16 protein-coding genes and 1 other RNA gene are annotated in these 21,141 nt (G+C 27.4%); 6 read left to right on the top strand and 11 right to left on the bottom strand.

Annotated elements, in window-relative coordinates; all coding sequences use genetic code 11:
• Positions 1-5 precede the first annotated feature (5 nt).
• Complete coding sequence (locus GIL12_RS05570) at positions 6-3,044, top strand: efflux RND transporter permease subunit (RefSeq protein ID WP_163469494.1); 3,039 nt, start codon at positions 6-8, stop codon at positions 3,042-3,044.
• A gap of 57 nt (positions 3,045-3,101) precedes the next feature.
• On the opposite strand, the gene kdsA is transcribed toward GIL12_RS05570, so the two are convergent.
• From kdsA to GIL12_RS05545, 5 genes are all read right to left on the bottom strand, one after another.
• The gene (gene kdsA / locus GIL12_RS05565; RefSeq protein WP_163469492.1) at positions 3,102-3,944 is read right to left on the bottom strand and encodes a 3-deoxy-8-phosphooctulonate synthase; all 843 of its coding nucleotides are present in this window, start codon (positions 3,942-3,944) and stop codon (positions 3,102-3,104) included.
• A gap of 83 nt (positions 3,945-4,027) precedes the next feature.
• Positions 4,028-5,470, bottom strand: a complete 1,443-nt coding sequence (locus GIL12_RS05560) for a UDP-N-acetylmuramoyl-L-alanyl-D-glutamate--2,6-diaminopimelate ligase (protein ID WP_163469490.1) — start codon at positions 5,468-5,470, stop codon at positions 4,028-4,030.
• A gap of 142 nt (positions 5,471-5,612) precedes the next feature.
• Positions 5,613-6,632 carry a YeiH family protein gene (locus GIL12_RS05555; RefSeq protein WP_163469488.1) on the bottom strand — a complete coding sequence of 340 codons (1,020 nt, stop codon included), beginning with the start codon at positions 6,630-6,632 and terminating at the stop codon, positions 5,613-5,615.
• 102 nt (positions 6,633-6,734) lie between these two features.
• Positions 6,735-7,694, bottom strand: coding sequence for an ROK family protein (locus tag GIL12_RS05550; RefSeq protein WP_163469486.1), 960 nt, complete (start codon positions 7,692-7,694; stop codon positions 6,735-6,737).
• 9 nt (positions 7,695-7,703) lie between these two features.
• A complete protein-coding gene (locus GIL12_RS05545) occupies positions 7,704-9,362 on the bottom strand; it encodes an alpha-glucosidase (RefSeq protein ID WP_163469484.1) in 1,659 nt (552 codons plus the stop codon).
• 389 nt (positions 9,363-9,751) lie between these two features.
• On the opposite strand from GIL12_RS05545, the gene trpS reads away from it, so the two are divergent.
• The 3 genes from trpS to GIL12_RS05530 all read left to right on the top strand — a co-directional run bounded on the left by trpS (position 9,752) and on the right by GIL12_RS05530 (position 13,808).
• Positions 9,752-10,741: a tryptophan--tRNA ligase gene (gene trpS / locus GIL12_RS05540; RefSeq protein WP_163469482.1), complete on the top strand. Its 990-nt coding sequence runs from the start codon at positions 9,752-9,754 to the stop codon at positions 10,739-10,741.
• 36 nt (positions 10,742-10,777) lie between these two features.
• Entirely contained in the window at positions 10,778-11,011 is a 234-nt protein-coding gene (locus GIL12_RS05535) for a hypothetical protein (RefSeq protein WP_163469480.1), read from the top strand.
• Between the two features lie 184 nt (positions 11,012-11,195).
• Positions 11,196-13,808, top strand: coding sequence for a cation-translocating P-type ATPase (locus GIL12_RS05530; RefSeq protein WP_163469478.1), 2,613 nt, complete (start codon positions 11,196-11,198; stop codon positions 13,806-13,808).
• 90 nt (positions 13,809-13,898) lie between these two features.
• Here the strand turns inward: GIL12_RS05530 and GIL12_RS05525 are convergent, their stop codons facing one another.
• Positions 13,899-15,194, bottom strand: a complete 1,296-nt coding sequence (locus GIL12_RS05525) for an NCS2 family permease (RefSeq protein ID WP_163469476.1) — start codon at positions 15,192-15,194, stop codon at positions 13,899-13,901.
• A gap of 159 nt (positions 15,195-15,353) precedes the next feature.
• Between GIL12_RS05525 and GIL12_RS05520 the strand changes: the two genes are divergently transcribed.
• Together GIL12_RS05520 and GIL12_RS05515 are read left to right on the top strand one after the other, a co-directional pair.
• Positions 15,354-16,022 carry a Crp/Fnr family transcriptional regulator gene (locus GIL12_RS05520; protein ID WP_163469474.1) on the top strand — a complete coding sequence of 223 codons (669 nt, stop codon included), beginning with the start codon at positions 15,354-15,356 and terminating at the stop codon, positions 16,020-16,022.
• Positions 16,023-16,093: 71 nt separating this feature from the next.
• Positions 16,094-16,795: an ATP-binding protein gene (locus GIL12_RS05515; protein ID WP_163469472.1), complete on the top strand. Its 702-nt coding sequence runs from the start codon at positions 16,094-16,096 to the stop codon at positions 16,793-16,795.
• A 193-nt stretch (positions 16,796-16,988) separates the two neighbouring features.
• Here the strand turns inward: GIL12_RS05515 and hcp are convergent, their stop codons facing one another.
• The 5 genes from hcp to GIL12_RS05490 form a co-directional block, all read right to left on the bottom strand.
• Positions 16,989-18,620 carry a hydroxylamine reductase gene (gene hcp, locus GIL12_RS05510; protein ID WP_163469470.1) on the bottom strand — a complete coding sequence of 544 codons (1,632 nt, stop codon included), beginning with the start codon at positions 18,618-18,620 and terminating at the stop codon, positions 16,989-16,991.
• A gap of 140 nt (positions 18,621-18,760) precedes the next feature.
• An RNA gene (rnpB, locus tag GIL12_RS05505) (RNase P RNA component class A) lies at positions 18,761-19,093 on the bottom strand.
• A gap of 28 nt (positions 19,094-19,121) precedes the next feature.
• Positions 19,122-19,553 carry a hypothetical protein gene (locus tag GIL12_RS05500; RefSeq protein WP_163469468.1) on the bottom strand — a complete coding sequence of 144 codons (432 nt, stop codon included), beginning with the start codon at positions 19,551-19,553 and terminating at the stop codon, positions 19,122-19,124.
• Positions 19,554-19,568: 15 nt separating this feature from the next.
• Positions 19,569-20,357 (bottom strand): Nif3-like dinuclear metal center hexameric protein, encoded by a 789-nt coding sequence (locus GIL12_RS05495; protein ID WP_163469466.1) that lies wholly within the window; start codon positions 20,355-20,357, stop codon positions 19,569-19,571.
• Complete coding sequence (locus tag GIL12_RS05490; RefSeq protein WP_163469465.1) at positions 20,354-21,127, bottom strand: sigma factor; 774 nt, start codon at positions 21,125-21,127, stop codon at positions 20,354-20,356. The genes GIL12_RS05495 and GIL12_RS05490 overlap by 4 nt, the downstream gene beginning before the upstream one ends.
• Positions 21,128-21,141: the final 14 nt, after the last annotated feature.

The following is a 21,141-nucleotide window of genomic DNA, read 5'->3' as shown; positions in this document are numbered from 1 at the left end:
GTATTATGAAATTTATAGATTACTCAATAAAGAATACTATAGTTGTGAGATTCATAGTAATCTTAATTATAATTGGAGGATTCTTTTCATATATTAAGCTAGGTAAACTAGAAGATCCTGAATTTAAAATAAAAGAAGCCTTAGTCATAACCTTGTATCCTGGAGCTTCACCTCATGAAACTGAACTTTTTGTAACTGATAAAATAGAGCAGGCTCTCCAAAAAATTCCAAATATAGAATTCACTGAAAGTGTTTCTAAGTATGGATATTCTCAAGTTAAAATAAAATTAAATGAATCTGTTAAAAGTAAAAATTTACAACAATATTGGGATAATGTTAGAAAAAAAATTAGTGACGCTCAAATTGGTCTTCCTAATGGAGTAGTCCCTTCAATTGTTCTAGATGATTATGTAGATGTCTATGGAATGTTTTTTGCTATAACTAGCGATGGTTACTCTTATTCTGAACTTTCCAAATATACAGATTATATTGAAAAAGAACTGCACTCTATTCCTGGGATTGCCAAAACAAATATTTTTGGGGATCCCAAAGAAACTATGGAGATATTAATTGATAGAAGTAAAATTAATTCCATGGGAATAAGCACTAAAACAATAGCTTTGTCCCTTCTTTCAGAGAATTTAATTACCGGGGGCGGAAGTATTGATTATGGAAATTTAGTAGTTAATATTAAATATAATAATGAAATAAATACTGTGGAAAAATTGAAAAATTTAATTATTTTTTCAGGTAAACTTCCCAAAGGTAATACAGAAATTATAAGATTAGGGGATATTGCAACTATAAAAAAAGGATATTCTTATCCTATGAAAGAAAAAATGTATTATAATGGAAAACCTGCTATTGGTCTTTCCCTATCCCCTTTAGCTGGAACTAATATTATTAATACTGGAAAGAATATAGATGCTAAAATAAATAAATTAAAAGAAGTACTTCCTATTGGTGTAAATATTGAAAAAGTATATTATCAACCTGATTTAGTTAGTTCTTCTATAAATGTTTTTGTGATAAATTTAATTATATCAATTATTACTGTGGTTGGAGTTTTACTTTTAATAATGGGAATTAAAAGTGGTCTTATAATTGGTAGTGGTCTTATTCTTTCAATACTAGGAACCTTAATTGCCATGTTATTTATAAAAGTAGATTTACAAAGAGTTTCCCTTGGATCTTTCATTATTGCCATGGGTATGTTAGTTGACAATTCAATTGTTATTGTAGATAACACCCTTGTAAATTTAAATAAAAATTTAGGTATTGATATCTCTTTGGAAAATGCAACTAAAAAACCTGCAATTCCTCTTTTAGGAGCCACTTTAATTGCTGTTTTAGCATTTTTACCTGCATACTTAATGCCAACATATATGGGAGAATATGTTGGATCTTGTTTTTGGGTCATTGGAATTTCTTTAATCTTAAGTTGGGGATTATGTTTAACACAAACGCCAACTTACTGCAAGCTTTTCCTTACTAAAAAAGATTTGAAAACACCTTCTAGTAGAGAAATAAAATTTTATTCAAAAGCAAGAAACATATTAATTTTCTTAATCAACCACAGTAAAATAACTCTTACTGTAATAGGTTGTTCTTTATTGTTCTCTATTTTTTTACTAACATTTATACCTAAAACTTTTTTCCCTGATTCTAACAAAAAAGGTTTTACTGTTAACCTTTGGTGTCCTGAAGGTAGTAAAATAAATACAGTGGAAAATGCTAGCTTAAAATTAAATGATTTTTTATCTAAAGATAAAAAAATTAAAAATATTACTTTAACTATTGGAGCTTCCCCTTCAAGATACTATGTTTCAACAATTCCTGAATTTCCAAATTCTTCTTTTGGAGAGATAATAGTTAATATTAACCACCTTAAAGATTTAAATACTATCGCAACTAAGGTATTAGAGTTTTCAAATAAAAATTTACCAGGAGTAATGGTTAGTATTAGAAAGTATCCTAATGGTACTGCTGTGGAATATCCTATAGAATATGAATTTTCAGGACCTGATCCTGAAGTTCTAAGAACTCTTTCTGAAAAAGCTATGGCAATTATGAATAATACACCTGGAACTTTAAATGTTAAAACTAATTGGAGAAATAAAACATTAGCTCTAAATGGAACTTTTTCTCAAGTTAACGCTAAAAAAATAGGAATTACCCCCTTTGATGTTACAACTTCAATTTTGAGAAGTTCCAATGGAATGCCAATTGGTAAAATAAAAGATAATGATTCTCTTATAACTGTTGTTATGAAAGAAAAAAAATCTGGTGAAATTGCTGATATAGGGAAAATACCTATTTGGGGATTTCTTGGGAAAGCACAACCACTTTCTTCTATTATAAAAAATCAGAAATTAGAATTTGAAAACAGCCAAATTTGGAGAAAAAATAGAGTAAGAACAATTAAAGTACAGTGTGATGTTCCTATAGGAGAAAATCCAGATAAAATTAGAAATTTAATGTTGAAAAAAATTGAAGCTATTAAATTGCCTGAAAATTATAATGGAAAATGGGGTGGTCTTTTTTCTGAACAATTAAAAAATATTAAGGCATTGCTTGCCTCTGTGCCTTTACCTTTAATATTAATGTTTACTATTTGTGTATTTCTTTTTGCCAGCGTAAAAATAGCTGCACTTATTTTTTTAATGGTTCCCCTTGCATTAATTGGAATTGCTCCTGGACTTTTAATAACTGGAAAATCCTTTGGATTTATGTCAGCAGTTGGATTAATTGCCCTATCTGGAATAATGATAAAAAACATTATTGTTCTTATGGATGAAATAAATTTCCAAATAAAAGCTTTGAATAAAGAACCACAAATTGCTGTTGTTGATTCTTCTGTAAGTAGAATTAGAGCAGTTGGACTTGCAGCTTTAACAACTATCTTTGGAATGATCCCTCTTCTTATGGATCCATTATATGGAGATATGGCTGCTACAATTATTTTTGGATTATTTGCATCAACAATATTAACATTATTTATTTTCCCTGTTATATATCTTTTTGCTTATAAAAATAAAGAATAAAAAATAAGCAGCTTAAGTTTTTTATAACTTAACTGCTTATTTTTTATTGTAATATTTTTATAATTCTTTAGCTATATTATCTATTTTTATAGCTGTCTCAAGTATTTCTTCAAGGTCATCTAAATACAACATATTTGGTCCATCACATGGAGCTTTATCTGGATCTGGATGAACTTCTGCAAATATTGCATCTACCCCTACTGAAAGAGCAGCCTTCATTAAAGGAAATACATATTCTCTATTTCCTCCAGAACAATTTGAAAGTCCTCCTGGAATTTGTACTGAATGAGTAGCATCAAAAACAACTGGTACTCCAAGTTTTCTCATTTCCAAAAGCCCTCTCATATCAACAATAAAATTATTATATCCAAAAACATTTCCTCTTTCAGTTAATAGTAATCTTTCATTTCCAATTTCATCCATCTTTGTTACAACGTTCTTCATATCCCAGGGTGCTAAAAACTGACCTTTTTTTACATTTACTGGTAATCCTGTTTTTCCAGCTGCTATTATTAAGTCTGTCTGTCTACATAAAAATGCTGGAATTTGGAGCATATCTACAACTTTTGCAACTTTTTCACACTGCCAAGGTTCATGAACATCAGTTATAACAGGAACTCCTACCTCAGACTTTACTTTCCCTAATATTCTAAGCCCCTCTTCTAATCCAACTCCTCTATAAGAATGAATTGAAGAACGATTAGCCTTATCAAAGGAAGATTTAAAAATATAATTTATTCCTAGTTTGTCACAAATTGTCTTTATTTTTTTAGCTACCATTAATGACATTTCCTCATTTTCAATAGCACAAGGACCTGCTATAAGTGTAAATCTTTGTTTTCCACCTATTGTAAAATTTTTAACTTGAATTTCTCTTGTTTTTTCTAATTTATTTATCATATTCTTCCTTTCATAACAAGCATTAATTTAAAACTTCTTCTACTAGATATTATAAATTAATTTTCACATAAGTCAAATATAATTTATTTTTTTAATTTTTCTATACCTTCAATTATTTTTTCTCTATCATCAAAATGAATTTTTTTTCTTCCTAAAACTTGATAATTTTCATGTCCTTTCCCTGCCACTAAAATTATATCATCTTTTTTAGCAAGTTCAATAGCTTTAAAAATAGCTTTTTCTCTATCCACTTCAATAATATGATTATCTTCTTTTAGTCCAACTACAATATCTTTTACAATTTCTTCTGGATTTTCAGTTCTTGGATTATCTGAGGTTACAATTATAATATCACTATTTTTCTCTGCTATTCTTCCCATAATGGGTCTTTTAGTTTTATCTCTATCTCCCCCACAACCAAAAACAGTAATTACTCTATTTATTTTAAACTCATTGATACTTTTCAAAATATTCTCAAGAGCATCTCCAGTATGTGCATAATCAACTATTGCTGTGAAATTTGAATTTGTATTTACATTTTCAAATCTTCCTGGAGCTCCCTTTATTTTACTGATTTTTTTTATAATTTCATTATCTGATAATCCAAGTAATTTTGCACATCCAACTGCTCCTAGTAAATTGTATAAATTATATCTTCCTAATATATTTAATGTTACATTGTATTCTGAACCTAATATGTTTATTGTTACATCTTGTCCATGTCTTGAAATATTTTTTATATTTCCTGTTATTGATGAATTTTTTAAACCATATGACATTCCCTTTGTATATTGTAAATATTTTTTTCCATAATCATCATCTTCATTAATCACTGAATTATTTTTATTTTTTAACAAATCAAACATCTTTCTTTTTGCTAAATAATAATTTTCCATTGTTTTATGATAATCTAAATGCTCTGGTGTTAAGTTAGTAAATATTCCAACATCAAATTTTAGCATATCAACTCTTCCTATGCTCAATCCATGGGAGCTAACTTCCATAATTAAATATTTTATTTTCTTATCCACTGCCTTTTTACAAAATTTAACTAGATCTAGTGACTCTGGTGTGGTATTAGATGCAACTATTATCTCTTCTCCTATTTTATATTCAACTGTACCTATTCTAGCAATATTTTCATTACCTAAAATAGTTTCTAGCATATAAGTTGTTGTTGTTTTCCCATTAGTTCCAGTAACCCCTATTATTTTCAATTTATCTTGAGGAAAATCATAAAAATTTGAAGCTATAAAAGGTAAGTTTTTTCTTAAATTTTCAACTAAAAAATAATTTATATGTTTTTTCATTGAAACTTTTTTAGAAACTATTATTACTTTAGCTCCTAATTCAATTGCCTTATCTATATAGTCATGACCATCAACTACATTCCCTTCTAGAGCTACAAATATATCCCCTTCAACTATTTTTCTAGAATCATATTCCATATTCTTTGAGAAAATTTCAGTATCATAACTTTGTAATACCTGATAATCTATTCCTGAAAATATTTTTTTTATATTCATAAATTCATCTCCTAAATAATTAGTTTTATGTTTAAATTCTATATTAAATTAATATTTTTGTCTACAAATTAATATAATATATTAAATATTATTAATATTTAGCTAGTGAACTTATGTTTTTCATATTTATAAAATAATTTATTTACCAAACGCCTAATACATGTTGCATAAGTAAACTTACTCCAGTTATTCCTATCCAACAACAAAGCCCCATAAATATAGGTTTCCCACCTGTTTTTATAAGTTTAATTATATTTGTATTTAAACCTATAGCTCCCATTGCTAACACTATGAAAAATTTGCTCAACATTTTTATAGGATTAAATAATGTAGATGGTAGTCCAAAATTCTCACAAACTGTTGTTATTATTGATGCTATTACAAAATAAATTATAAACATTGGGAAAATTTCAATCCATTTTATTTTTTTCCCGTTTCCTTTTTCTTTTCTAGTTCTTAAAAATCCCAAAAATAAAGTTATTGGAATTATAGCTAAAGTTCTAGTTAACTTTACTGTTACTGCTTTATCTAAAGTAGAGCTTCCTAGTGCGTACATACTATCCCATGTGGAAGCTGCTGCAGTTACTGAAGAAGTATCATTTATAGCTGTCCCTGCAAATATTCCAAAGGATTCTCCACTAAAAGAATTAAATCCTAATAATACTCCTAGATGAGGAAACAAAATTGCTGCTATAACATTAAAGAAAAATATTACTGATATTGCTTGAGCAACTTCATTATCATCAGCATCTATAACTGGTGCTGTTGCAGCAATTGCAGATCCTCCACAGATACTTGACCCTACTCCTACTAATATTGATATCTTAGATGGAATATTCATTACTTTTTGTAAAATATATGCAATTACTAAAGAAATTGAAATTGTAGATAAAATTATAGGTAATGATTGTTTTCCTGTTTCAAATATAATTGATAGATTTAACCCAAATCCCAATAATATTACTGCATATTGTAATATTTTTTTAGATGTAAATTTGACACCAGCTGTATACATATCCTTATTTTTAATAAAATTAGTTAAAATCATTCCTAAAATTATAGATATTACTGGCCCTCCTATTATTGGAAACATTCTTCCTAATATCCATGACGGTACTGCTATTGATAAACATAATAAAAATCCTCTCCACTTGTCTTTCATCTTTTATAACTCCTCTTATACTTTTAATTTATAAAATTATATCACTGAAAGACCATAAAATAAAATAATCATTTATTATTAATTAATCATAAATTTCTATCATTAAGCTTTGTTTTGCGATACTAAAGCAGCTGCTCCTAATACTCCTGCATCATTCCCTAAAGTACTCAAGACTATCTCAAAACCTTTTTCCAAGGTCACAGGCATTGCGTATTCACCTAATCTGTTCTTAATTCTTTTTAAAAGAATGTCCCCTGCTAAAGCAACTCCCCCACCTAATATGATTTTTTCTGGGTTAATTATATTTAATATATTACCAATACCCATTGCAAGGTATTCTGCTTCATAATCAACTATATCTATTGAAAATTTATCTCCTAATTTTGCACAGTCAAACACATCTTTAGCTTCTATTTTTTCCAAATGTCCATCTATTTTATCATATAGCATATTTTTTTTATTTATCATAAGTCTTGAAATTGCTTCTCTTTCTATTCCTGTTGCAGAAGCATAAGCCTCAAAACATCCCTTTTGTCCACATCCACAAAATTTCCCATCTTTCACTATCTTTAAATGTCCTATTTCTCCACCAGCTCCACTAAATCCTGAAATTATTTTCCCATTAACAAAAATTCCTCCACCTATTCCTGTTCCTATTGCAATAGTTACACTTGATTTAGAGCCTTTTCCAGCTCCATAGACTGCTTCTCCTAAAGCTATTACATTAACATCATTGTTTACTTTTGTTTTCTTTCCACTAATATTTTCAAAGATCTCTGAAATATTTAAGTTTTTTTCCCAAGGAAAATTTGCAAAGAAACCAACTATCTCTTCATTTTTAACTGGACCAGGTATTCCCATTCCTACACCAACTAACTCTTCTAATTTTATATTTTTTTCTGTTAATAATTCTCTTATAGCTTCCCAAATTCTATTCATAGTTTTAATTACTCCATCTTCTGAAAGAGTTTTTATTGATTTTTTTATTTCTAATTTACCATTATTAACTAATCCTATTTTTGTATTTGTTCCCCCTATATCAACCCCTGCTATATATTTCACAAAGCCTCCTTAAAAACTTATTATTTTATATACTAAACATTCATAAGGTTTTAAAATCATCCTTCTTAAATTATGACTGTGCTTTTCATAATTTTTAAGTATTAATTCCTTTTCTTTATTTTCATATCCTTTTATTTTTATTTTTTTTATTTTTTCACTTAAATTAGAAATTACTAAATATTCTTCATTTTCAAAAGTCCTTGAATAAATAAATACATCTTCTATGTTTTTTAATATTAAATTAAATTTACCATAAATTAATACCTTGGAACTCTTTCTAATTTTTATCAAATTTTTATAAAAATTATAGATGGAGTTTTTATCTTTTATTTGGTCTTCTACATTTATAAATTTATAATTTTCATTCACTTTAAGCCAAGGAATTCCAGTTGTGAATCCTGCATTTTTTCCACTACTCCATTGCATTGGAGTTCTTGAATTATCCCTTGAAGTATTGTTTAAAAAGTCTAAAACTTTTTTCATTGAATTTCCCTCTAGAAGTTTTTCTCTCGCTTCATTTTTGCTTCTAATATCATTTACTTGAAAAATATTTTCAAATTTTATATTTGTCATACCTATTTCTTGCCCTTGATAAATAAAAGGTGTTCCCTTTTGTAAAAAATAAGCTACTCCTAAAGATTTAGCAGATTCCAACCAATATTTATCATCATTACCCCATCTAGAAACACTTCTAGTAATATCATGATTCTCTATAAACAAAGCATTCCATCCATCTTCCTCCAATGCCATTTGCCATTTATTTAATATTCTTTTATAATTTTTAGCTGAAAATTTAATTTCTTTCTCATAGTCCCAAAGACTTAAATGTTCAAACTGAAATATCATATTAAATTTACCTTTTTTTTCACCTACCCACTCTAAAGCATTTTCAGTTCCCACTCCATTAGCTTCTCCAACTGTTACTATATTATATTTATCAAAAGTTTCATTTTTTAATTCTTTTAGATATTTTTGAATTCCAGGTCTATTCATATGCATGTTATAAGCTTCTACATATTTTTCTTTTTTGGGATTTGGCATATCTGGAAATCCTTTTTCTTTTTTTATATGGCTAATTGCATCAACTCTAAATCCATCTATTCCTTTATCTAACCACCAATTAATCATTTTGTAAATAGCTTTCCTCATATTTTTATTTTCCCAATTTAAATCTGGCTGTTTTTTAGAAAATAAATGCAAATAATATTCTTTAGTTTTTTCATCAAATTCCCAAGCTGAACCTTTAAATATACTTTCCCAATTATTTGGTTCTTTTCCATTTTTTCCTTCTTTCCATATATACCAATCTCTTTTAGTATTGTTTTTAGATTTTCTTGATTCTATAAACCAAGGGTGTTCATCACTTGTATGATTTATTACCAAATCTATTATTAATTTCATTCCCCTCTTGTGCGCTTCTTTTAATAATTTATCTGCATCTTCCATTGTACCAAACTCTTGTGAAATATCTTGATAATTACTTATATCATAGCCATTGTCATCATTTGGGCTTTTGTAAAAAGGACATACCCAAATCAAATCAATTCCCAGCTCTTTTAGATAATCTAATTTTTCTATAATTCCTTTTAAGTCTCCAATCCCATCTCCATTTGAATCTTTAAAACTTCTAGGATAAATTTGGTAACCTGTTAATTCTTTCCACCACATAGCCTATCTCCTTAGAAACTTTTTTTATTCTATCCTTTATTTATAAACAAATTATAGCATATTTTTTTAATATTTTTAATCTTTTACCATCAATACTTTTAACTTGATTATAAAAAAAAATCATGTTATACTTTATCCATCTTAATCTAATTTTAGGGGTTAATTATGAAGAATTTGACAAATACAATTTTATGTTGGTGGAATAATTAGTTTACAGATTTGTAATTTTAATGCAAATCTATTTTAATTATCCCTAAAATAATTTGTATTACAAGTATTTGACATTTAAGTCTCCTGTGATACATTCACAGGTTTTTTTATTTAAAACAATTAAATTTATTTTTAAAGGAGGGAGTTGCTAAATAGTTTAAATTTAGCAGCGAAATTTTATGCAAAGAAGTTTATCAGGAATACAACCAAGTGGAACATTACATCTTGGAAATTATTTTGGAGCAATGAGGCAATTTATAGAAAATCAAAATTCAGGAAAATATGAAGGTTTTTATTTTATAGCTGATTACCACGCTCTTACTTCTCTTACCAATCCAGAAGTATTGAGAGAAAGTACTAAAAATATTATTTTAGATTACTTGGCAATCGGTCTTGATCCTGAAAAATCAACACTATACTTACAATCTGATGTCCCTGAACACGTTGAATTATCTTGGTTACTTTCAAATATTACTCCTGTAGGACTTATGGAAAGAGGTCATTCTTATAAAGATAAAGTGGCTAAAGGATTATTTCCAAATACTGGACTTCTTACTTATCCTATTCTTATGGCTTGTGATATTTTAATTTACGATACTGATGTTGTTCCTGTTGGAAAAGATCAAAAACAACATTTAGAAATGACTAGAGATTTAGCAATGAAATTTAATCAACAGTATAATGTGGATTTTTTCAAACTTCCTGAACCTTTAATTTTAGATGATCTTGCTATAGTTCCAGGAACAGATGGACAAAAAATGAGTAAATCCTACGGAAATACTATTAATATGTTTGCACCAAAAAAAGTACTTAAAAAACAAGTTATGTCCATAGTAACAGACTCTACTCCTTTAGAAGAACCTAAAAATCCTGATAATAACGTTTCTCAACTTTATAAATTATTTGTAACAGAAGAAAAATATCAAGAAATGAGGGAAAAATTTAAAGCTGGTGGTTATGGTTATGGTCATGCAAAAAAAGAATTATTAGAAGCTATCTTGGAATATTTTAAAGAAGCCCGTGCAAGAAGAGAAGAACTTGAAAAAAATCCTAGTTATGTGGAAGAAGTACTTAAAAAAGGTGCTCTAAAAGCTAGAGCAATAGCTATAAAAAAAGTAACTGAAGCTAAAAAAATAGTAGGACTTATGGGAAATGTATATAACAAATAATCACTTACTTATTAATATTAATTACTAGGGAGATATATGACTAAAAACAATCATAACTTTTGGAAATTATGGTCAAAATTTGTAATTTTATTAATTTTAATACTTACAGTTTGGATTTTAATTTTAGTTGCTGGAAATCATTTTTTTCCAAAAGAATTTAACAAATTTAAGTTTATACATTATTTTCTTTTACTAGCTGTTATTTTTAAAGTTCGCAATGGATTTTTAAAGAAAGTTAAAGAAAATAAACATAATAATCACGAAGAATAAGTTTGACAAATTACATAAAATGTAATATTATCTACTTGTAATAAAAGGGAGTAGTTTAATTATAGTATCAACAATCTCGATAATTAATTTTATCTGGTACTATAAACTTATGTTAATTAAGTAACGAGACTTTTAGTATAGTTTTTTGCTATACTAAAAGTCTTTTTTTATTTTAGGGGGAATCATGATAAAATATTTTTTAAAATCAAAAGAAAATTTATTAAAAGAATTTTCTACTACATTGGAAGGATTAACAGAAAATCAAGTTAAACAAAACAAAGAAACTTATGGTGTTAATGAGTTAGAAAAAACTGAACAGAAAAATTCTTTAACTATATTTCTTTCTCAATTTAAAGATTTTCTTGTTATTGTGCTAATTATAGCTGGATTTATTTCCATGTTTACAGGGAATATTGAAAGTTCAATTGTTATTTTTTTTGTTATCACTATGAACGCTATTTTGGGAACTGTTCAACATTTAAAAGCTGAAGCCTCTTTAGAAAGTCTTAAGAATCTCTCTTCACCTAAGGCTAAAGTAATTCGAAATAATGAAATTTTTGAAATCCCATCAAAGGAAATTGTTGTTGGAGATATTGTTATTTTAGAAGCAGGTGATATAGCTCCTGCTGATGGAAGGGTTCTTAAATGCTCTTCTCTAATGGTTAATGAAAGTTCTCTAACAGGTGAATCTGAAAGTGTTGAAAAAACTGATGCTATTTTAACTGAAGAAAATCTATCCATTGGAGATCAAAAAAATATGATTTTTTCTGGAAGTCTTATAACTTATGGAAAAGGAACTATTTTAATTACAGATATTGGTATGACAACAGAAATTGGAAAAATAGCTAAATTAATAAAACAAACTAAAGAGAAAATAACTCCTCTTCAAGTATCCTTAGATAAATTTGGAAAAAATTTATCTATAGCTATCATGATCCTTTGTGCCTTTGTTTTTACTATTAATATCTATCACGGTACTAGTACAATTGATTCTCTGTTATTTGCTGTTGCATTAGCTGTTGCTGCTATTCCAGAAGCTTTAAGTTCTATTGTTACTATTGTTCTCGCTATAGGTACTCAAAAAATGTCAAAAGAAAATGCTATTATAAAAAAATTAAAAGCTGTGGAAGGACTAGGTTCTGTATCTATAATTTGTTCAGATAAAACTGGAACTTTAACTCAAAACAAGATGACAGCTAAAAATATTTTTTCTGATCACATCTTAAAAAGCGTTGAAAATATTGATATTCATAACCCTATAGAATCTAAATTACTTAAATTTAGTTGCCTTTGCAGTGATGCTATTAGCAGTAATGGAAAGGAGATTGGAGACCCTACTGAAACAGCTTTAACAACACTTGCAAATAAATTTAATTTAAAAGAAATTGAACTTAGGAAAAAGTACAAAAGATTATCAGAAATTCCCTTTGATTCTGATAGAAAATTAATGAGCACATTATATAACATTAATAATGAAAGCACTATGATTACCAAGGGAGCTTTAGATGTTATTTTAAAAAGAACTAAGTACATACTAACATCTGAGGGAATAAAAGACATTTCTTCAGAAGATATTAATATAATTGAAAAAACAAATTTTGATCTATCTAATAATGGCCTAAGAGTTTTAGCTTTTGGATATAAAATTTTTAATTCAAAGAATTTTATTGGTCTAAAAGATGAAACAGATTTTATTTTCTTAGGACTTATCTCAATGATCGATCCTCCAAGAAAGGAATCGAAACAGGCAGTTAAAGATTGTCTTAAAGCTGGAATAAAACCTATTATGATAACTGGTGATCATAAAATTACTGCATCTGCCATTGCTAGAGAAATTGGAATTTTGAAACCAGGTGACAAGGCGTTAACAGGAACGGAACTCTCTCAGTTATCTGATGAAGAATTTATTCAAGAAATTGAGCACATAACTGTATATGCTAGGGTATCCCCATCAGATAAAATTAGAATTATCTCCATGTGGCAAAAAAAAGGTAATATCTGTGCTATGACTGGAGATGGAGTAAATGATGCTCCTGCTTTAAAAAAAGCTGATATTGGTATTGCCATGGGAATAACTGGAACTGAAGTTTCCAAAGACGCTGCTTCTATGATACTTGCTGATGATAATTTTGCCACAATAATTAAAGCTATTGCTACAGGAAGAAATATTTATTCTAATATAAAAAATTCTATTAGATTTTTATTATCTGGAAATATGGCTGGAATTTTAGCAGTGCTTTATTCTTCAATTGTTAATTTACCAATGCCTTTTGCTCCAGTACATCTTTTGTTTATCAATCTTTTAACTGATAGTTTACCTGCCATTGCTATTGGTATGGAACCTAGTAAAAATAATGTTTTAAAAGAAAAACCAAGAGACATTAAAGAGCCAATTTTAAATAAAGATCTATCATTTAAAATCCTTTTAGAGGGAGGATTAATTGGAATATTCACAATGATTAGTTTTCATATTGGACTACACACCTCTCCTTCTGTTGGTATGACAATGGCCTTTGCCACTTTATGCTTAGCAAGATTATTTCATGGGTTTAACTGCCGTGGAAAAAATAGTTTACTTAAATTAGGAATTAGGTCTAATATGTTTTCTGTATATGCATTTTTAATTGGAACTTTTCTTTTAAATCTTTTACTTTTAAATGATTCTGTTGGAAGTTTCTTTGAAGTGTCTTCTCTTACTTTGAGTCAATTATTATATATATATTTATTTGCTTTTATTCCAACAGTAATAGTTCAAATTTCTAGATATATAAAATATGATAGAAAAATTAAAATATAAATTAATATTCTATCTTTAATAAAAAAAATGGCTATCAAAAGTTAATGCAAAATCTAACTTTTGTAGCCATTTTTTTATGGTATTTTTTATTTAATTTATAAAATAGAAGACCATAATCAAAGCTAAAATATATAATCCTATTCCAACTTCCTTGTGTCTCCTTGTTCCTACTTTAATTAAAACATAAGAAATTATACCAGACCCAACTCCATTTGAAATGCTATTTGTAAAAGCTGTAAATACAATCATAAAAAATACAGGAAAGAATTCTGTGAAATCATCATAATCTATATTTCTCATACATTCTAACATAATAATCCCCATAATTATCAATACTGGAGCTGTTGCTGCTGCAGGTATTAGTAATGCAATTGGACTAAAAAAAAGAGCAAAGAAAAATAATATCCCTGTTGTTATAGCAGTTAAACCAGTTTTTCCCCCTGCACCAACACCTGATGCTGACTCAATAAATGTTGTTATTGTTGTTGTTCCTAATAATGCTCCTGTTACTGTTCCTAAAGCATCTACTAGAAAAGGTTTTTGAATATCTGGTAAATCTCCATTTTCATCTAGTAAACCAGCTTTTTCTGAAACCCCTAAAAGAGTTCCCAATGTTGAGAAAAAATCCCCAACAAAAAACACAAATAAAATTGGCAAAACTTTTATGCTTAACATATCTGTAAAATCCAAATGAAAAGCAATTGGCCTTATTGAAGCAGGTAAAGATATAAAACTATCTGGAAGATGAGTTACTCCAAAAGGAATTCCTATAATTGTAGTTATAAAAATACCTAACAGCATATCAAATTTAACTTTATTAGCAACCAAAATAGATGTTACAACTATTCCTATTATAGCTACTATTGCTATATTACTAGTTAAGTCTCCAAGAGCCAAACCATTATCTGTTATTTTAAATATCCCACCTGATTTGAAACCTAATTCTATTAAAAAAATTCCTACAACTGCTCCTATTCCTAACTTTAAACTTTTAGGAAGAAATTTTACAATTAACTCTCTAAATCCAAACATTGATAACACTAAAAATACTACTCCAGATATGAAGTTCATTGCTAAACCTTGTTGCCAAGTAACTGCTCCTGTTGCTACAAGTGTTATTGAAAAGAATGCATTTGTCCCCATAGCTGGAGCTAGTGCAAAAGGTAAATTAGCATAAATTCCCATTAATAAAGTAATCACACATCCCATTAAAGCAGTTACTGTAAAAACTGATCCCATAGGCATTCCTGCAATTTTCATAATCATAGGATGAACTATTAATATATACGCCATTGTCATAAAAGTTGTTAATCCTGCTCCAATTTCAGTTTTTATTGTACTTCCTCTTTCTAAAATCTTAAAATGTTTTTCCAAAAGATCTTTCACAATTTTTTCTCCTTTATATTAGTAGATTTTATAGCCTTTCTTTTAAACGTACGCTATATTATATCATGAAATCTTTTCTTTTTTAATTTTATTTGTTGTTTTTATTTTAGATTCAAGGTAAAATTTAATTAATTAATTATTTTTTAAAAAGGAGATATAATGGAAGAAGTTTTAATTGTTTTAGAAAAAACTGAATTATTTAAAAATTTAACAATTGATGAAATAAAAAAATCTTTAAAAGATTTAAATGCAAAAAAGAAAAGTTTCAAAAAGAATAATCTTATTTATGAACTTGGAAAGCCAATTGATAAAATAGGTTTAGTCATTTCTGGAAATGCACATGTTATAAAAGAAGATTTTTGGGGAAACAGAACTATATTAACTCAACTAAAAAAAGGAAATATCTTTGGAGAAGTTATGAGTTTTCAAAAAAATAAAAATCCAAACATTAATGTTGAAGTTTCTAAAAAAAGTGAAATTTTATTTTTAGACTTTAAAAAAATATTTGATTCTGATGAAGTTTTAGAATCTTATAATAAAAAGCTTGTTTTGAATATGTTCTCTATTGTTACTAAAAAAAGTGTACTTTTGACTGAAAAAATTGAACATATAACTAAAAAATCTATTCGAGAAAAAGTATTCTCTTATCTTTCAGCCTACTCTTTTAAATGTGAAAATGATTCTTTTAAAATTCCTTTCAATAGACAAGAATTAGCTGACTATTTATCTGTAGAAAGAACTGCTCTTTCTAGAGAGCTTAGTAAAATGCAGGAAGAAAATTTAATTTCTTTCAAAAACAATGAGTTTAAATTAATAAAAAAATACTAATGTTGCATTGGCAACTCATTTTTTTAAATTAATATTATATAATAACGTATAATGCTTAAGGAGGATAAAATATGATTAGAACAATAATAAAAATAGATGAAGAAAAATGTAATGGTTGCGAATTATGTGTAAAAGCATGTCATGAAGGGGCTATTCAAATGGTTAATGGTAAGGCTAAATTAATGCGTGATGATTATTGCGACGGCTTGGGAGATTGTCTTCCTGGATGCCCTACAAATGCTATTTCATTTGAAGAAAGAGAAGCAGAAGCTTATGATGAAAAAGCTGTTTTAGAAAATCAAAAGAAAAATGCAAATGAAAAACCCTTTGTATGTCCTGGTACTTTAGCAAAATCTTTGGAAAAAGAAAAAGAGGAATCTATAACTGTTGATTCTCCTAAACCTAAAAGTCAATTAAGACAATGGCCAGTTCAAATTAAATTAGTTCCTGTTAACGCTCCATATTTTCAAAATGCTAATTTATTAATTGCTGCTGATTGTACTGCTTATGCCTATGCTAATTTTCATAATGAATTTATGAAAAATAAAATTACTATAATAGGGTGCCCAAAATTAGACATGATTGATTATAGTGAAAAATTAACAGCTATTATTAAAAATAATGATATTAAATCTGTTACAGTTGTAAGAATGGAAGTTCCTTGTTGTGGAGGAATAGAAAATGCCAGCAAAATAGCTTTAAAAGAAAGTGGGAAATTTATTCCTTGGCAAATTGTAACAATTTCAAATGATGGGAAAATACTTAAGGACTAAACAATATAAACTTTAAATACCCAACTAAAAAAACAACTCTTAAATTGAAATAAATTTAAGAGTTGTTTTTATTTATTAAATTTATTTTATATAAAATTAAATTATCTAAAAAAATAAAGGTATTAGTACTTACAAAAGTACTAATACCTAAAATATATATCTTTAAAAAATTATATTCTTTTAATTACTCTTTTTAGAAGAATAATTTAATATCTTCTTCTACAGTTCCGATTCCAGCTATTCCAAAATTATCTACTAATACTTTAGCTACATTTGGAGACAAGAATGCTGGTAATGTAGGACCTAAATGAATATTTTTAATTCCTAAGTGTAATAATGCTAGTAAAACTATTACAGCTTTTTGTTCATACCAAGCTATATTATATACTATTGGAAGTTCGTTTATATCATCTAATCCAAAAATTTCTTTTAATTTTAAAGCTATTACTGCAAGTGAGTAAGAATCGTTACATTGTCCAGCATCTAAAACTCTTGGGATACCACCAATGTCTCCTAAAGCTAGTTTATTATATTTATATTTAGCACAACCTGCTGTTAATATTACTGCATCATTTGGTAATGCTTTTGCAAAATCTGTATAATAGTTTCTAGACTTAGCTCTACCGTCACAACCTGCCATTACTACAAATTTCTTTATTGCTCCAGAATTAACTGCTTCTACTATTTTATCTCCTAAAGCTAATACTTGATTATGAGCAAATCCACCTATTATTTTTCCTGTTTCTATCTCTTTTGGTGCTTCACAATGTTTTGCTAATTCTATTATTTCAGAAAAATCTTTAACTTCTCCAATTTCTCCTGAAATGTGTTTACATCCTGGGAATCCTGTTGCACCTGTTGTAAATAATTTTTCTTTATATGAAGCTCTTGGAGCAACTATACAATTTGTTGTCATTAAAATTGGACCATTAAAAGATTCAAATTCTTCTTTTTGTTTCCACCAAGCATTTCCATAGTTTCCTGCAAAATTATCATATTTTTTGAATTTAGGATAATAATGAGCTGGTAACATTTCCCCATGAGTATAAACATCTATTCCTGTTCCTTTAGTTTGTTCTAATAACATTTCTAAATCTCTTAAATCATGACCAGATACAAGTATTCCAGGGTTAGTTCTAACTCCTATATTTACTTCTGTTATTTCTGGGTTACCATAAGCAGTTGTATTAGCTTGATCCAATAATGCCATTCCATCTACTCCAAATTTTCCAGTTTCTAAAGTTAATGCTATTAATTCTTCCACTGTTAAACTATCATCTAATGTGCTAGCTAGAGCTCTTTGCATAAATGCATCTACTTCTTCATTGTCATTTTCTAAAACATTGGCATGTTTTAAATAAGCTGCTAATCCTTTAATTCCATAAGTTATTAATTCTCTAAGACTTCTAACATCTTCATTATCAGTGGCTAAAACTCCTATTTCTTTATTTCTAATATCGTATTCTTCTCTTTTTATATTAAATAAAACTGCCTTTGATAAATTTTCTTTATTTTCTAATTTTTCTAATAAATTATTTTTTAATTCTATAGTTGTTTCTATTGTATCTTTTATTGATTCATCATCAAAATTTGCATTTGTTATTGTAGTAAACATATTTAATGAAACTCTATGGTTTACTTCTTTAGAAATTTCTTTTCCTTCATTTCTTAATTTTGTAGCTACTTCTGATAATCCTTTTGTTACATAAACTAATAAATCTTGAAGCCATGCTACTTCTGAATTTTTCCCACAAACTCCTGCCATTGTACACCCTTGATTTTTTGATGTTTCTTGACATTGATAACAAAACATTTTATCTTCCATTAATTTCATCCTCCTAATATTTTTAATTCATATTTAATATGATTTATTATATCTTATTCTTTTTCTTTTTTATGTTGCATCTGCAACATAAAAAATCGTTAATTAATAAAATTAACGATTTCAAAATTTACTTATTATTTTAGCTGGGCATTACATAAGCCGGGTTTTGTTTTTGTTGATAATTTATCTACCCTTTCAATTGCTTAAAAGATCTAGCGACTTACCTCGAAAGACGGACGAGCAGCCCTTATCCTTTACCTTTTAGTCTTGCTCCAAAGGGGGTTTACCTAGCTTTTTCAGTCTCCTAAAAAACTGGTGGTCTCTTACACCACCTTTTCACCCTTACCTTACGGCGGTTTCTTTTCTGTGGCACTTTCCTTAAAATTACTTTCAGTAGCCGTTAGCTACCCTTTTGCTCTACGGAGCCCGGACTTTCCTCTTGAATAAATCCAAGTAACCAACTGTAATACCCAAACCTTAACTATTCTATCATAAATTCCGTTATTTGTCTGTAACTTTTTCTTCTTTTTCTGAATAATCTACCAATTTATCTATTTCCATTAAAACATTTTCAAAATAATCTTCATATTTTGCATCAAACATATAATCCTTGTTATTAACTAAAATTAAATTCAAATCATGTTCTCTGTCTTCCATTCTCAAATCTTCAGTGAATTTTAACTCTGAAGCTACTTTTTCATCATTAATTTTTTGAACAATAATCATTACAGTTTTTTGTGGATTTTCCAATTGTATACTTTCTTCTCCATTAACTGTTTTTATATAAATGATTATATCTTTACTGTTTTCTATTTTTGTTATTAATTTTTCAATTCTTCTTTTATCTTTTAAATTTAATAAATTTAGCCCGTCTTCTATTTTTCCAAAAGATAATATGTTTATCATTAAAAATAAAAATACTATTCTAAACATTTTTTCTCCTTTATTTTAAAAAATTTCCAAAACTTTCTCATCATTATAAACTATTGTTTCTAATTCTTCAATATTTTCAATAAGCTTTAATATAATTTCATAAAAAAATCTTTCACTTTCATAATGTCCTATATCCATTATTATCATTCCATCTTCTTTAGCATCAAGAGCATCGTGATATTTTAAATCTCCTGTAATTAAAACTTCTGCTCCAACTGATCTAGATTTTCTCCAGTAGCTACTTCCACTGCCATTTACAACAGCTACTTTAGAAATTTTCTTACTTTCTATATCTTTTCCTGAAACTATTATTTTCTCAAGGGATAATAATGATTTTACATTGGTTATAAAATCTTTCAATAAAATAGGCTCATTCATTTTACAATCTCTTCCTATTCCACAGGTTTTGTCTCCATCTGTTTTGCCATCTATTATTCTTGTGCTAACAAGCTTTAACTTTTTCACCAGTAAATCATTCAATCCATCCATAGAAGAGTCTAGATTTGTGTGTAGCGTATACACAGAAATGCCATTTGAAATAAGTTTTAATGTTTTTCTTCCAACTGAAAAATCTGTATTTATTTTATTTTTAGGACTAAATATAAATGGATGATGAGAAATTATTAAATCAACTTTAGAATTTATAGCATTCTCAATTACTTTATCAGTTATATCTAAAGAAATTTGAACTTTTTTAATCTCTTGTTTTCTATTTCCTATTATTAATCCTACATTATCCCATTCCTCTGCATTATTTAAAGGAAATCTATTTTCTAATATTTTAATTATATTTGAGAGTTTCATATTAAAAACATCCCTCCATCAATGATTGATAATCTTATTAATATTTTATAAAATTCTTCTTCTCCCTTTCCTTTTTCTAAATTTAATTCCTTTTCTATTTCATAAATTGAGAATCTTTTGCTTTTATTTAATCCAAAGTATAATTTTAATAATCTTATTTCTAAATTATTTATTGTAAATGGAATATCTTCTATTCTTAATTTATTGATTTCTTCTAATTTTTCTTTTTTTTCTTCATTTGTTAAATCTAACTCTTCATTATTTGTATTTTCTAAATAATATTTAAATTCAGCTTTTTGTTGTAAAAATCTATCTTCAATATAAATTGATATTTCTCTAGATATCCAGTTTCTTAAATATCTTTTGAAATCTCCCTTTTCTAAAGAATAATTATTTATTCCCTTTAAAACACCTATCATTCCCTCTTGAGTAAGTTCTAAAAATTCTATTCCTCTCTTACAAAAGTTTAATGATATCACAGCTATATCACAAATATTATCCAAAATTATTTTTTCTATGCTTTCTTCATTATTATTTTTAAATAACTCTATTGATTCTTCAGCTGATAGGGTTTCATTTAAACTAATATCTTCTAAATACTCTAAAACTTCCCCATAATCATAAGCTAATAATTTTTTTTGAAATTTTAAAGAATCATCCTCCCTTTCAAATTCAACTTGAAAGTCTTTATTTTCAGTTATAAATTTATCAAAATCAATATCATCTCTATATTTCTTGCTCACTAATTTACTAAAATTTTCTATTAACATTCTTTCTCCTCTTA

Source organism: Fusobacterium sp. IOR10, assembly GCF_010367435.1.
GTDB lineage: Bacteria > Fusobacteriota > Fusobacteriia > Fusobacteriales > Fusobacteriaceae > Fusobacterium_B.
Note: the sequence above shows the minus strand (reverse complement) of the source record. Positions and strands in the feature narration are given on the sequence as shown.

Coding starts and splice junctions, on each gene's coding strand:
- GIL12_RS05500 (WP_163469468.1), bottom strand. CDS start 19,553: ATGTTTAGAATAGTATTTTTATTTTTAATGATAAACATATTATCTTTT.
- GIL12_RS05535 (WP_163469480.1), top strand. CDS start 10,778: ATGACTAAAAACAATCATAACTTTTGGAAATTATGGTCAAAATTTGTA.
- GIL12_RS05555 (WP_163469488.1), bottom strand. CDS start 6,632: ATGAAAGACAAGTGGAGAGGATTTTTATTATGTTTATCAATAGCAGTA.
- hcp (WP_163469470.1), bottom strand. CDS start 18,620: ATGGAAGATAAAATGTTTTGTTATCAATGTCAAGAAACATCAAAAAAT.
- trpS (WP_163469482.1), top strand. CDS start 9,752: ATGCAAAGAAGTTTATCAGGAATACAACCAAGTGGAACATTACATCTT.
- GIL12_RS05515 (WP_163469472.1), top strand. CDS start 16,094: ATGATTAGAACAATAATAAAAATAGATGAAGAAAAATGTAATGGTTGC.
- GIL12_RS05545 (WP_163469484.1), bottom strand. CDS start 9,362: ATGTGGTGGAAAGAATTAACAGGTTACCAAATTTATCCTAGAAGTTTT.
- GIL12_RS05495 (WP_163469466.1), bottom strand. CDS start 20,357: ATGAAACTCTCAAATATAATTAAAATATTAGAAAATAGATTTCCTTTA.
- GIL12_RS05490 (WP_163469465.1), bottom strand. CDS start 21,127: ATGTTAATAGAAAATTTTAGTAAATTAGTGAGCAAGAAATATAGAGAT.
- GIL12_RS05560 (WP_163469490.1), bottom strand. CDS start 5,470: ATGAATATAAAAAAAATATTTTCAGGAATAGATTATCAGGTATTACAA.
- kdsA (WP_163469492.1), bottom strand. CDS start 3,944: ATGATAAATAAATTAGAAAAAACAAGAGAAATTCAAGTTAAAAATTTT.
- GIL12_RS05570 (WP_163469494.1), top strand. CDS start 6: ATGAAATTTATAGATTACTCAATAAAGAATACTATAGTTGTGAGATTC.
- GIL12_RS05520 (WP_163469474.1), top strand. CDS start 15,354: ATGGAAGAAGTTTTAATTGTTTTAGAAAAAACTGAATTATTTAAAAAT.
- GIL12_RS05530 (WP_163469478.1), top strand. CDS start 11,196: ATGATAAAATATTTTTTAAAATCAAAAGAAAATTTATTAAAAGAATTT.